Source organism: Streptomyces sp. V4I23 (genome assembly GCF_030817975.1).
Taxonomy (GTDB): Bacteria; Actinomycetota; Actinomycetes; order Streptomycetales; family Streptomycetaceae; genus Streptomyces.
Genome location: NZ_JAUSZW010000004.1, coordinates 3,174,187 through 3,187,579 on the forward strand (window position 1 = coordinate 3,174,187; position 13,393 = coordinate 3,187,579).

The 13,393-nt window shown below is 73.8% G+C and carries 10 protein-coding genes; 2 read left to right on the forward strand and 8 right to left on the reverse strand.

Features of this window, described 5'->3' with window-relative positions:
• Positions 1–27: 27 nt before the first annotated feature.
• The 7 genes from sucD to QFZ82_RS16530 form a co-directional block, all read right to left on the reverse strand.
• Entirely contained in the window at positions 28–912 is an 885-nt protein-coding gene (gene sucD, locus QFZ82_RS16500) for a succinate--CoA ligase subunit alpha (protein WP_177148697.1), read from the reverse strand.
• Positions 913–933: 21 nt separating this feature from the next.
• Positions 934–2,115: an ADP-forming succinate--CoA ligase subunit beta gene (gene sucC / locus QFZ82_RS16505; protein ID WP_177148696.1), complete on the reverse strand. Its 1,182-nt coding sequence runs from the start codon at positions 2,113–2,115 to the stop codon at positions 934–936.
• A gap of 312 nt (positions 2,116–2,427) precedes the next feature.
• Positions 2,428–3,510 carry a hypothetical protein gene (locus QFZ82_RS16510; protein ID WP_307713909.1) on the reverse strand — a complete coding sequence of 361 codons (1,083 nt, stop codon included), beginning with the start codon at positions 3,508–3,510 and terminating at the stop codon, positions 2,428–2,430.
• 116 nt (positions 3,511–3,626) lie between these two features.
• On the reverse strand, positions 3,627–4,526 hold the full coding sequence (locus QFZ82_RS16515) for a hypothetical protein (RefSeq protein ID WP_307713910.1): 900 nt from the start codon (positions 4,524–4,526) through the stop codon (positions 3,627–3,629).
• Positions 4,527–4,823: 297 nt separating this feature from the next.
• On the reverse strand, positions 4,824–5,999 hold the full coding sequence (locus tag QFZ82_RS16520) for a VWA domain-containing protein (protein WP_307713911.1): 1,176 nt from the start codon (positions 5,997–5,999) through the stop codon (positions 4,824–4,826).
• Positions 5,996–8,434 (reverse strand): DUF5682 family protein, encoded by a 2,439-nt coding sequence (locus tag QFZ82_RS16525; RefSeq protein WP_307713912.1) that lies wholly within the window; start codon positions 8,432–8,434, stop codon positions 5,996–5,998. Before QFZ82_RS16525 ends, QFZ82_RS16520 begins: the two co-directional genes overlap by 4 nt.
• Positions 8,431–9,543 (reverse strand): AAA family ATPase, encoded by a 1,113-nt coding sequence (locus tag QFZ82_RS16530; protein ID WP_177148691.1) that lies wholly within the window; start codon positions 9,541–9,543, stop codon positions 8,431–8,433. Before QFZ82_RS16530 ends, QFZ82_RS16525 begins: the two co-directional genes overlap by 4 nt.
• Before the next feature lie 118 nt (positions 9,544–9,661).
• On the opposite strand from QFZ82_RS16530, the gene QFZ82_RS16535 reads away from it, so the two are divergent.
• Together QFZ82_RS16535 and QFZ82_RS16540 are read left to right on the forward strand one after the other, a co-directional pair.
• Positions 9,662–11,047: an SWIM zinc finger family protein gene (locus QFZ82_RS16535; RefSeq protein WP_307713913.1), complete on the forward strand. Its 1,386-nt coding sequence runs from the start codon at positions 9,662–9,664 to the stop codon at positions 11,045–11,047.
• A gap of 10 nt (positions 11,048–11,057) precedes the next feature.
• On the forward strand, positions 11,058–12,674 hold the full coding sequence (locus QFZ82_RS16540) for a DUF5691 domain-containing protein (RefSeq protein WP_307713914.1): 1,617 nt from the start codon (positions 11,058–11,060) through the stop codon (positions 12,672–12,674).
• A gap of 259 nt (positions 12,675–12,933) precedes the next feature.
• Here the strand turns inward: QFZ82_RS16540 and QFZ82_RS16545 are convergent, their stop codons facing one another.
• The gene (locus tag QFZ82_RS16545; RefSeq protein WP_177148688.1) at positions 12,934–13,341 is read right to left on the reverse strand and encodes a cobalamin B12-binding domain-containing protein; all 408 of its coding nucleotides are present in this window, start codon (positions 13,339–13,341) and stop codon (positions 12,934–12,936) included.
• Positions 13,342–13,393 lie beyond the last annotated feature (52 nt).

The following is a 13,393-nucleotide window of genomic DNA, read 5'->3' on the forward strand; positions in this document are numbered from 1 at the left end:
GCGGGCCCACACGGTGTCCGGGACGACTCAGCCCGCGAGGATGGCGCGCGCGAGCTTGGCCGTCTCGGTCGGCGTCTTGCCGACCTTGACACCCGCGGCCTCCAGGGCCTCCTTCTTGGCCTGTGCGGTGCCAGAAGAGCCGGAGACGATGGCGCCGGCGTGGCCCATGGTCTTGCCCTCGGGCGCGGTGAAGCCCGCGACGTAGCCGACGACCGGCTTGGTGACGTTGGCCTTGATGAAGTCGGCCGCACGCTCCTCGGCGTCGCCGCCGATCTCGCCGATCATGACGATCAGGTCGGTGTCGGGGTCGGCCTCGAACGCGGCGAGCGCGTCGATGTGCGTCGTACCGATGACCGGGTCGCCACCGATGCCGACGGCGGAGGAGAAGCCGATGTCGCGGAGCTCGTACATCATCTGGTAGGTCAGCGTGCCGGACTTGGACACGAGACCGATGCGGCCGGGCTTGGTGATGTCACCCGGGATGATGCCGGCGTTGGACTGGCCCGGGGTGATCAGACCGGGGCAGTTCGGGCCGATGATGCGGGTCTTGTTGCCCTTGGACTTCGCGTACGCCCAGAAGGCGGCGGAGTCGTGGACGGCGATGCCCTCGGTGATGACCACGGCGAGGGGGATCTCGGCGTCGATGGCCTCGACCACGGCGGCCTTGGCGAAGGCCGGCGGCACGAAGAGGACGGAGACGTTCGCGCCCGTCTTCTCCATCGCCTCGGCGACGCTGCCGAAGACCGGTACCTCGGTGCCGTCGAAGTCGACGGACGTGCCGGCCTTGCGCGGGTTCACGCCGCCGACGATGTTCGTGCCGTCGCCGAGCATGAGCTTGGTGTGCTTCATGCCCGTGGCACCGGTCATGCCCTGGACGATGACCTTGCTGTCCTTGTTCAGGAAGATAGCCATGGTTCTACGATCCCTCTTCCCTTACTTCGCAGCAGCGGCGAGCTCGGCGGCCTTGTCGGCCGCACCGTCCATGGTGTCCACGCGCTGCACCAGCGGGTGGTTGGCGTCGGAGAGGATCTTGCGACCCAGCTCCGCGTTGTTGCCGTCGAGGCGCACGACGAGCGGCTTGGTGACCTCTTCGCCCTTGGAGGCGAGGAGCTGGAGGGCCTGGACGATGCCGTTGGCGACCTCGTCGCAAGCGGTGATGCCACCGAAGACGTTGACGAAGACGGACTTGACGTCCGGGTCGCCGAGGATGATCTCGAGGCCGTTCGCCATGACCTCGGCGGAGGCGCCGCCGCCGATGTCGAGGAAGTTGGCGGGCTTCACGTTGCCGTGCGCCTCACCGGCGTAGGCGACGACGTCGAGGGTCGACATGACCAGACCCGCGCCGTTGCCGATGATGCCGACCTCGCCGTCGAGCTTGACGTAGTTGAGGTTCTTGGCCTTGGCGGCAGCCTCGAGCGGGTTGGCTGCGGCCTTGTCCTCGAGGGCCTCGTGCTCCGGCTGGCGGAAGTCGGCGTTCTCGTCGAGGGAGACCTTGCCGTCCAGCGCCAGGATGTCGCCGGAGGCGACCTTGGCGAGCGGGTTGACCTCGACGAGGAGCGCGTCCTCGGCGATGAAGGTCTTCCACAGGGTCACGAGGACCTCGGCGACCTTCTCGGCCACGTCGGCCGGGAACTGCGCCTGCGCGACGATCTCGCGGGCCTTCTCGATGCTGACGCCCTCGTTGGCGTCGACCGGGACCTTGGCGAGCTTCTCGGGCGTCGTCGCCGCGACCTCCTCGATGTCCATGCCGCCCGCGACGGACGCCATGGCGAGGAAGGTGCGGTTGGTGCGGTCGAGGAGGTACGAGACGTAGTACTCCTCGAGGATTTCCGGAGCGGTCTCCGCGATCATCACCTTGTGGACCGTGTGGCCCTTGATGTCCATCCCGAGGATGTCCGTCGCGCGAGCGACGGCCTCGTCCGGGGTGGCGGCCAGCTTGACGCCGCCGGCCTTGCCGCGGCCGCCGACCTTCACCTGCGCCTTGACGACCGACTTGCCGCCCAGCCGCTCGGTCGCTTCGCGCGCCGCCTCAGGCGTGTCGATGACTTCACCGGCCAGCACCGGTACACCGTGCTTGGCGAAGAGGTCCCTCGCCTGGTACTCGAACAGGTCCACGCGCGTCCGTCCCTTTTCTGATGATCGCGGTTCGTTGTCTGCGTGGGCGTGCCGCGAAGGGCAACGTGACTGCTCTGTCACAAGGGAGGCACACACGGTGTCCGTGGGCGCGGCATGTCCGCCTGGCAGGTTATCCCCGCTGGAGGCGGGTCCCTAAATCACAGATCACACCTGGGCGGTGATTACGGTCACAGATCGCGACTCACCGTGCTCGGAGCGGATGTGTGAGGACGGGCGGCCTTCCGTGCGCAGGGCCGCCCGTGAAGCCGTCGCGCGGGGACGCCCCGCGCGACGGCCGGAGTGCGGACGTGCTCAGATGCCGTACGGCAGGTAGCTCGGGGTCACGTCGGAGACGACGCCCTGGACACCGGCGACGGCGTTGCCCGCGAGAGGCGCGGCGTCGGCCTGGACGTCGCCCGTGACGGCCTGCGCGAACGGCTGCGCCTCGGAGACGACACCGCCCGCGAACGGCTGCGCCTCGGAGACGACACCGCCCGCGAACGGGCCGACCTCGGCGGTCACTCCGTACGCCAGGCCGGTGGCGCTGCCGCCGACTCCCTGGGCGAGCGGCTCCACGTGCTCGACGACGGCGTCGACCAGCGGCTGCACCTCGGAGAGCACAGCGCCGGCGAACGGGCCGACCTCGCCGGTCACCCCGTACGCGAACGGCTGCACCTCTTCGGCGACGCCGTACGCGAACGGCTGCACCTGCTCGGTGACCCCGTAGGCGAACGGGGCAACGTCGGAGACGACACCCTGGGCGAGGACGCCCGAGTCGGCGACGGCCTGGTGCGCGACCGGCTGGACACCGGTCACGGCGGTGGCGACGATCGGCGGCAGGACGGCCGCGGACGTCTCGTCCACGATCGGGCCGGACGCGGCGACCAGGCCCTCGGCCCGGGCCTGCGCGTCGGAGGGGGTCTCCTCCAGGTGGGCCGCGAACGCGGAGAGCGGGCCGAAGAGGTAGTCGATGTCCGCGTCGACCTGCGGGGCCTGGACCTGGGGTGCCTGGACCTGCGGGGCCTGGACCTCGGGGACCTGGACCTGCGGCGTCTCGACGGACGGGGTCTCGTACGCGGGGAGCTCGCCGTCGACGTAGTGGCGGGCCTGGTCCTGCACCCCGGACGTCACGTCCGGGACGCCGACCGGCGGCAGCCCGGTCTCGAGCTCGGCGCCGACGAGGCCGATCCCGGCGGCTCGGACCTCGGCCGAGGCACCGTCGGTGCCCGCATCGGTCGTGACGCCGACGGCGTCGGTGACCTCGTCCACCAGGTCCGGCGTGGAGAGCGGCGCGGAGACCGGCAGTTCGTCGGCGCTCGCGGCGGCGGTGCCGAGGGCCCACATGCCGGTGGCCGTGGCGGCTACGGCGATGGAGCGGCGGATGTTCTTGTTCATGCTCGGGTGATCCTTCGAATTCGTTCGGCGGTCCGGAAGCGGTGGAACGGTTCCGGAGTGGAGGGCAGACCTGCCCACCCCCGCGCGGCAGGTCAGGAGGCGGGGGAAGGCCTGCCCTAGCCGGGGAATTCGAGAATGTCGCGCGGCCTGTCGCGGGTCGGGGGCTCGGCCGCCGGACAGACCTGGCCGGACACGAGCGCGTCCCGCGCTCCGTCCGCGCACGCCGCCCCGTGCTGGTCGCCCGGGCGCGGCGTGTGGTTCTCGCCGCTGTGCTGCACGGTCCCGGGCACGAAGCCGCAGGGGCGGACCGGCTGCGGGCCCTGATCGGGCGCCGACACGAGGACGGGCGTCACGGCCGGTGCGACGGGCGCGTCCGGCGACCACCCCGGCCACGTACCGCCGGCGTACCCGGCGGCAGGGCCGGAACGGGCGTCGGCGGCGGGCTGTCCGGCCGCACCGGCGTCGCCGGTCACGGCCGAAGCCGTGGCCGTGAGACCGCTGCCCCGGCCCGTGGAGGGCTCGATGTCCGGCACGGGCCACGCGGCCTCGGGACCGCTGGGGATCGCGGGCAGTTCACCCGGGGCGGGGAGCGGCAGCGCCCGGGACAGCACCTCGGTGAGGTCGTGCACGGTCCCGACGACGGGCCGCACCGCCTCACGGACGCCGTCCGCCGCGTCCCCGGCGGCACGCCGGAGTTCGCGGATCGCCGCGTGCTCCCTTGCGTCCTGACCCGGCGGCAAGGAGCCGGCCAGGTCGTCCGGCCCGGCCACGTCGCCCAGGCCGTCCGCCTCTTCCGCGTCGGCACGGCCTGCGACGCCGGAGCGGACGTCCGCACCCGCTTCCGCCTCGGCACGGACCTCGGCGTGTGCCTCCACGGCGTGCGCCTGACTGCCGCAGAGCAGACCGAGCGTCAGGAGCCCCGCGAGGAGCAGCAGAACGCGCAGCGCACGCGAACCTGCCACCGCCCGGCGCAGCGCGCACAGGACGGCAGCGGGAGAAAGCGCTGCGGAGGTCACGGAGGAAGAGCCCTTTTCGGTCGGGAGCGGCACGATGCTCGCACGAGCCTCCGGGGGCGGCGCAAGTCCCGTGTTACTGATGAGTCACCATGTCTGCCGATGCGGCCGATACACCGTCATGTCCGGTATGACCGATCGCGTCGTCCTTCCATCGCACCCCTTCAGGGTCCCGCCTGGGCACCCGCCGCGCTTGTCCCCCGGCCGGTTCGAACGGGACCTGTGCGCCTCGCGCCGGCGCGCCTGCCTGGTGCCCGGCCCGCATGTCACGTCGGACGCCGGGGACTTCGGCCGGCGGACTCAGTCCGCCGCCGGCACCGGAAGCGGGCGCTTCTCCATCGCCGCCGCCATGACGTCCGGGAACAGGTCCGGCGTGCACGCGAAGGCCGGTGCGCCGAGGGCCGCGAGCGCCGCCGCGTGCTCACGGTCGTAGGCCGGCGCGCCCTCGTCGGAGAGCGCGAGCAGCGCGACGAACTGCACGCCCGACGCCTTCATGGCCGCGACGCGCTTGAGCATCTCGTCCCGTATGCCGCCCTCGTAGAGGTCGCTGATGAGCACGACCACGGTGTCCGCGGGGCGGGTGATCTGCGACTGGCAGTACGCGAGCGCCCTGTTGATGTCCGTCCCGCCGCCGAGCTGCGTGCCGAACAGCACGTCCACCGGATCGTCGAGCTGGTCGGTCAGGTCCACCACCGCCGTGTCGAAGACGACGAGCCGCGTCGCGATGGAGCGCATCGAGGCCAGCACCGCGCCGAACACCGAGGCGTACACGACGGACGCTGCCATCGACCCCGACTGGTCGATGCAGAGGACGACCTCCTTCTTCACGGACTGCGACGCCCGCCCGTAACCGATGAGGCGCTCGGGGACGACGGTGTTGAACTCCGGCAGGTAGTTCTTCAGGTTCGCCCGGATCGTGCGGTCCCAGTCGATGTCGCGGTGGCGCGGCCGGCTGATCCTGGCGGAACGGTCCAGCGCTCCCGTCAGCGTGGAGCGCGTACGGGTGGCGAGCTTCTTCTCCAGCTGCTCGACGACCTTGCGCACGACCGCCCTCGCGGTCTCCTTCGTCGTCTCGGGCATCGCCTTGTTGAGGGAGAGCAGCGTGCCGACGAGGTGGACGTCCGCCTCCACCGCCTCCAGCATCTCCGGCTCCAGCAGGAGCGTCGACAGACCGAGGCGGTCGATCGCGTCCCGCTGCATGACCTGGACGACGGAACTGGGGAAGTACGTACGGATGTCGCCGAGCCAGCGGGCCACGGACGGCGCGGACGCGCCGAGTCCGGCGGAACGGCTCCCTGAGCGGGAACCGGTCCCGGCGCGGGCGCCGTAGAGCGAGGTGAGCGCGCCGTCCATCGCGGCGTCCGTGCCGGTCAGGGCGCAGCCGGTGCCGTCAGCCTCCTCGCCGCCCAGCACCAGCCGCCACCGGCGCAGCCGCTCGTCGTGGCCGGCAGCGGTCTGTGTCGTCGCCGGTGTCATCGGGCCACCCCCGCAAGGTCGTTGTCGTCGATGCCGAGAAGCAGGCGCAGTACGGGCAGGACCGCGTCGGCGCGCGCGTCGTCGAGTCCCGGCCCGAAGCCCGGGACCGCGGTCTCCGCGTGGGCCGGGCCAGCGGCCGCGGCCGGCCCGCGGCGCACGAGCTCGCCGAGTGTCCGTCGCACGCCGGGCTCGTACGCCGAGAACGTGCGCCGCAGCAGAGGCAGCACGTCCGTGAACGCGTCCGCGGGCACCCCCGTCAGCCAGGCGTCCACCAGACCGAGCAGCCGTTCGTCGTGGACGAGCAGCAGCCCTCCTCCGGATGTCCCGCCGACGAACCCCTCGATCCACGCGGCCGCTTCGGCCGGCTGCGTGGCCGGGGAGAGAGCGAGGGCCATGAGCCGGGCGGCCTCGTCCTCCGCGAGCCGTCCGTCGTCCAGCAGCAGCCGCGCCGCGCGCCCGCGTATGACGCCGGGAACCGATTCGCGGACGGCGAGCTTGCGCAGCACCGCCTGCCAGCGCCCGGCCATCTCGGCGGAGTCGGGCAGCAGTCCGATCGCGCTGTGCACGCCGTCGAGATGGCCGCGCATCTCCGCGGCGGCGTCGGCGTCGAGGCCGCCGCAGGCGGGCGGCAGCCCGACGCAGATCCGCTCGGCGAGACCGGCAGCGACCTCGGCGAGCGCGGCCGTGTCCGTGGCCCGCACGTCCCCGTACCGCAGGGAGCGGGCGAGGGCGGGCAGCGCCTGGGCGAGGTGGCTCACGTCCGCGTCGAGGGCGGCCCGGTCGGCGAGCGCGGTCATCACCACGGGGAGCGCGTCGGGCAGTTCGGCGAGGAGGCACTGCTCGGCCAGTGCCGTGACGTCCCCGAGTGCCGTGGCCGCGAGGGCCTGCGACTCGGCCTTCGCCGTGGCGGCCGAGAGCACGGTGGTGCCCCATACGCCCGCCTCGGCGACCCTGACGAACAGCTCGGGCTCCCAGCGCAGCCGCCACGTCTCGCGGAACGTGCCGGTGCTCCCCCGCCCGGCCGCCGGCTCGCCCCAGTGGACACCGAGGAGGCGCAGCCGGTGCAGCAGCCGGCTCTTGCCGCCGTCGCTGTCCTTGCGCAGGTCGAGCTCCAGCTCGCGCTCCAGCGCCTCCGGCTTGAGGCGGAGGCTGCGCTGCTGCCTGGCCAGATCGCGCTGCAGCGGAACGGCCGGGGCGTCGTCCGGCACTTCGCCGAGCACGTCGCCGACGACGAGCCGGTCCCTGACGAGGTCGAGCGGCACGTCGGAACCGTCGCACATCACGGCCCGCACGGCGTCGGTGGTCTCGCTCAGCCCGGCGAGCGGGCGGCCGCGCACGACGGCGAGGGTCTCGGCGAGGCGCACCGCCTCGATGACGTGCGCGGACGACACCATGTGGTCCTCGTCCCGCAGCAGACCCGCGACCTTGGTCATCCAGCGCTCGACGGGCCGGTCCGGCGCGGCGAACAGATGGCCGTACCAGCCGGGCGAGTCGATGCCGGCGCCGTAGCCGGAGTGCCGCGCGAGGCGGCGGTGCGTCCAGGGCACCCAGGTCATCTCGGTCCTGACCTTGGGCAGTCCCTTGAGGAGGGCGCGGTCGGCCGCGACGGTCGTCTTCCGTGCCAGCGCCGGGACGTGCCAGGCGCCGCAGACGACGGCGACCCCGTCCCCGAACTCCTTGCGGGCGGCGCGCAACTGGACGCGCATGTAGGCCTCGCGGACCAGGTCCCGGTCGTGCCCGCCGTGCCCGTACGTCTCCCGGAGGGCGGCCATGGCCTCGCCGAGCGCGACGAACGGCCCGTAGGCATCGCTCCCTCCGGCACCGCCCGTACCACGGCCCCGGTGCTCGACGACGTCCTCCCACCAGCGCTCGGGGTCGTCGTACCCGGCGGCCTCGGCGAGCACCCCGATGGGATCGATCCGCACGTCCCCCGGCTCGGCCACACCGGCGGACTCCGCCCCGGTGGGGTCGGGTCCGGTGGGGTCGGGTCCGGTGGGGTCGGCGGACGCGCTGGGGCCGACGGACCCGGTCGGGTCGGCGGAGCCGGCCTCCGCCGGGGCCGGTGGCGCGGCGTCCGCCGGGGCCGTGGGGCGGGCGGGAGCGTGGCCCGGCTCCATCGCCAGCGAGTGCGCGGCCGGCAGGTCGATGAAGCGGACGGGCACGTCGTGCGCCAGGGCCCAGCGGATCGCCACCCACTCGGGGCTGAACTCCGCCAGCGGCCAGAACGCCGCCCGGCCCGGGTCGTCGACCGCGTGGGCGAGCAGCGCGACCGGCGGGCGCATCTGCTCGTCCGCGGCCAGGGGCAGCAGCGCGTCCCCCTCGGGCGGGCCCTCGATCAGGACGGCCCGCGGCGACGCCGCGTCCAGCGCGGCCCGCACCGCCCGGGCCGAGCCCGGCCCGTGGTGGCGGACGCCGAGCAGGAGCGGGCCGGTCATGCGCTCACCTCGCGGCAGGCGCGGTAGAAGTCCTTCCAGCCGTCCCGCTCGCGCACCACGGTCTCCAGATACTCCTGCCAGATCACCCGGTCCGCCGCCGGATCGCGCACGACCGCGCCGAGGATGCCGGCCGCGACGTCCTGCGGGCGCAGCACGCCGTCGCCGAAGTGCGCGGCGAGGGCGAGGCCGCCCGTGACCACGGAGATCGCCTCGGCCGTGGAGAGGGTGCCCGACGGGGACTTGACCTTGGTGCGGCCGTCCGTGGAGACGCCGTCCCGCAGCTCGCGGAAGACGGTGACCACGCGGCGGATCTCGTCCAGGCCCTCCGGCACCGCGGGCAGGTCGAGCGAGCGCCCTATCTGGTCGACACGGCGGGCGACGATGTCGACCTCCGCGTCCGGTGTCGCGGGCAGCGGCAGCACGACTGTGTTGAACCGCCTGCGCAGCGCACTGGAGAGGTCGTTGACCCCGCGGTCGCGGTCGTTGGCCGTGGCGATCAGGTTGAACCCGCGCACCGCCTGGACCTCCTGGCCCAGCTCCGGCACCGGCAGGGTCTTCTCGGACAGGATCGTGATCAGGGTGTCCTGCACGTCCGCCGGGATACGGGTGAGCTCCTCGACCCGCGCAGTCATGCCCTCCGACATGGCGCGCATGACGGGGCTGGGCACGAGGGCGTCGCGGCTGGGACCGTGGGCGAGCAGCTGCGCGTAGTTCCACCCGTACCGGATGGCTTCCTCCGGCGTGCCGGCCGTGCCCTGCACGAGCAGCGTGGAGTCGCCGCTGACGGCCGCGGCGAGGTGCTCGGACACCCAGGTCTTCGCCGTTCCCGGCACGCCGAGAAGGAGCAGGGCGCGGTCGGTGGCGAGCGTGGTGACGGCGACCTCCACGATCCTGCGCGGTCCCACGTACTTGGGTGTGATGACGGTGCCGTCGGAGAGCGTGCCGCCGAGGAGGTAGGTGGCGACGGCCCAGGGCGACAGCCGCCAGTTCACCGGTCGCTGCCGGTCGTCGTGTGCGGCGAGCGCCTTCAGCTCGTCGGCGAAGGCGTCCTCCGCATGCGGCCGCAGGGCCTCGGCTCCGCTGGTGGTCCCGGTTTCGGACACGGTCATGGATCCCCCTCCAGATCGTTCGACCCGTTGTGTGATCCACCGTGCACCATGCCACTGACAATCGGCCGTCGTCGCAGGTCGGAGCCGTTTGTCAGTGGTGGCCCATAGCGTCGTGGACATGAATCAGCACGGGGTGCGCTGGACGTCGGAACAGGTGCTGTCGCTGGCTCCTGACGACGCATCACGCAAGGCGGGGAACAAGTTGTCCGCGGCCGGGCCCTGGTCCGGCGCCGGCTGCGACGGATCGGGGGCGGTGTGGGGCCTGTGCAAGGGCAGCGGCAGCCGGCCGTACCAGACGGTGGTGGACACCACGGGCCCGGCCTACAAGTGCAGTTGCCCGAGCCGGAAGTTTCCGTGCAAGCACGCCATCGGACTGCTGCTGCTGTGGGCCGCGGACGAGCAGACCGTGGCGGACGGCGCGGTTCCGGACTGGGCCGGGGAATGGCTGTCCGGGCGCAGGAAGCGCGCAGCGGACCAGGAGGCGGGGGACGCGGGCGCGCCGGCGAAGAGCGCCGACCCAGAGGCGGCGCGGCGGCGCGCCGAGCGCCGGGCCGGTCGGATCACCGCAGGGGCCACGGAGCTGGAGCAGCGGCTGGCCGACCTGCTGCGCGGCGGACTCGCGTCCGCCGAGCAGTCCGGCTACGGCCTGTGGGAGGAGACAGCCGCCCGCATGGTCGACGCGCAGGCACCGGGACTCGCCGCGCGCGTCCGCGAGTTGGGTGCGATCCCGGGCTCCGGGCCAGGCTGGCCGGTGCGGCTGCTGGAGGAGTGCGCCCTGATCCACCTGCTGGACTCCGCGTGGCTGGGACGCGAGCGGCTGCCGGAGCCGCTGGCTGCCACCGTGCGCACACGGGTCGGCCTCCCGTCCGCCGCCGAGGGCGACCGGATCCGGGACCACTGGCTGATCCTCGCGCAGTACGACTCGTCCGACGGCAAGCTCACCACCCGCCGGATCTGGCTGTACGGACGCGAGTCGGGCCGAACGGCCCTGCTGCTCTCGTTCGGGGCGGCGGGCCGCTCACCCCAACTGGCGCTTCCCGTGGGCCTGATGGTCGAGGCCGAGCTCGCGCTGCACGGCGGGGCTGCCCAGCTGCGGGCCGAGGTGGGCGAGCTGTTCACCGCGCCCGTCCCCCTCGGCACGCCGCCGCCGGGCGGTTCCTGCGCTTCGGCCGTCGAGGCGTACGGGCGCGCGCTGCGGGACGACCCGTGGCTGGAGTCCTGGCCGGTCACGCTCTCCGGCGTCGTGCCGCTGCCGGCAGGCGACGGCTGGCAGCTGGCCGACGCGGGCGGCCCCGACGGCCCGGAGGGGACGACGGGCGGCGACCCGGCCGGCGGGGGCGCGCTGCCCGTGGCGGCCTCCGCCCTGTCCCGGCCGGGCCTGTGGAAGCTCGTCTCGCTCGCGGGCGGGCGGCCGGTCACCGTGTTCGGCGAGTTCGGCCACGCGGGCTTCGTGCCACTGACCGCCTGGTCCGACGACGAGTCCGAGACCGTCCCGCTCATCTGAAGGAGGCCCCATGACCGGCACCACCAGTACGTCACCGTGGGAAGAGCTCGTCACGTCGGCCCTCCTCGGCACCGACCGGCGCACACCACCGGCCGGCCTCGTGCCCGCGGGCAAGGAGGCACCCGTCGCCCTGCTCGACGCCGCCGCCCTGCACACCGTGCGGCGCAGGGCGGGGCTGCGGCCCGCTCCCGCCCCGACCGCCGGCGAGCGGCCCGCGGCGGCGCCGCACGACCCCCGGCCCGCCCTGCCGGACGCCGCCCGACGGCGGCTCGCCCAGCTGCTCGCCGACCGTGGCTCGTCGGGGTCCGGCGGCCGCCGGGGCGCCGCGCCGGACCTGACCGAGCTGCTTCCGCAATGGCTGGCCGCCGCCAACGAGCACGGCTACCAGGCCCCGCCGTCCCTCCTGCCCGCCCTGCTCGACGCGGCCCGGGGGCGTACGGACCTGCGGCCGCAGGCTCTGGCGTTCGCCGGGCCGCGCGGGCTGTGGCTCGCCCGGCTCAACGCGGAATGGAAGTTCGCCCTGCGCGGTGGTTCCGGGGGCTCGGCTCTGCCCTCGCCCGACGACGACGACGCCGTGCGTCAGCTGTGGGAGGAGGGCCTGTTCGCCGAGCGCGTCGCCCTGCTCGCGTCGGTGCGGGCGCACGACCCGCAGGCGGCGCTCACCCTCCTCGGGACGAGCTGGCCGACCGAACGGGCCGAGGACCGCCTCATGTTCCTCGACTTGCTGCGGACGGGACTCTCCGGCGCGGACGAGCCGTTCCTGGAGCAGGCGCTCTCCGACCGCAGCCGCAACGTCCGCGCCACCGCCGCCGAGCTGCTCTCGGCGCTGCCGCAGTCCGCGCTCGCCGCGCGGATGGCGGCGCGGGCCGCGTCGTGCGTCGCACTGGACCGGAGCGGCGACGCGGGCGTGCTGATCACGGTCGAGGCGCCGCACGAATGCGACGCCGGCATGCAGCGCGACGGAGTCGTCGCGAACGCGCCGTCCGGCCGCGGCGAACGCTCCTGGTGGCTCGGCCAGCTGGTCGAGTCGGCCCCGCTGTCCACCTGGCCGGCCCGGCTCGGCGGCCGTACGCCGCAGGAGATCGTCACGCTGCCGGTGTCGGACGACTGGGCCGACGAGCTGCACGCGGCCTGGTGCCGGGCTGCGGTCCGCCAGGGCGACGCCGAGTGGTCCCGCGCCCTGCTCGGCGCCCCCGGTACGCCGCCGTCGAGCGGTCCCGGCACCACGTCGCTGGCCGAGCGCTCGAAGCTGCTCGCGACGCTGCCCTCGGAGGAACGGGCCGGCTGGGTCGCGGAGTTCATAGCCGCGCACGGGCTGTCGGAGGCGTTCCAGCTGCTGGGCGTCTGTGCGGTGCCGTGGGCGGAGCCGCTGGGCCGCGCGGTGGTCGACGCGCTCGACATCGCGCGCGACGCGGGGAGTTATCCCTGGAGCTTCAGCGGCGTGATGGGCCTCGCGGAGCGCTGCCTGTCCCCGGCGGAGGCGTCCCGCCTGGAGGTCCTGACGGCGACACCGGCGGAGCAGGAGGACGCGTCACCGGGAGCGGGCGGGTACTGGTCGGAGGCGTTCCAGCGCCTGGTGTCGACGCTGCGCCTGCGCGCCACGATGCACGCCGAACTGGAGCGCTGAGGGGCCGGGGCCTCGCGCCCCCGGGGCGCTGGGCCTCCGGTGCCCCCGGGCGCGCTGCCGGGCCACGCCCGAGAGCACAGGCCGCGTCAGGCACACGGGCCGGGGCCGCGCCCGAGAAGCCGCGCCCCAGAAGCCGGGCCCCGGGAAAGCGGGCCGCCGAGGGCGCGCCGCGCTCACCGGGCCGGCGCGCCCCGGGAGCGCAGCCCGGTACGCCGCCCTCCCCCATAGCCCTCCGGGCATGGGAGGTACCCCCATCGGGCTACGCCGCCGCGCGGACGTTCGTGTTCACCCACTCCACGATGGAAGCCGTCGTCGCGCCCGGCGTGAAGATCTCCGCCACGCCCTTGTCCTTCAGCGGCGCGATGTCCGCCTCCGGAATGATGCCGCCGCCGAAGACCTTGATGTCCTCCGCGTCGCGCTCCTTCAGGAGCTCGATGACCTTCACGAAGAGCGTGTTGTGCGCGCCCGAGAGGATCGAGAGGCCGATGGCGTCCGCGTCCTCCTGGATCGCCGTGTCCACGATCTGCTCGGGGGTCTGGTGCAGCCCCGTGTAGATGACCTCCATACCGGCGTCACGCAGCGCCCGCGCGATCACCTTCGCACCGCGATCGTGTCCGTCGAGACCCGGCTTGGCGACCACCACGCGGATCGGACCCGTCACACCCATCACTGCCTCCACATACCGACTGCGCCGCCTCGGGCACGGGTCCCCGCGCCCG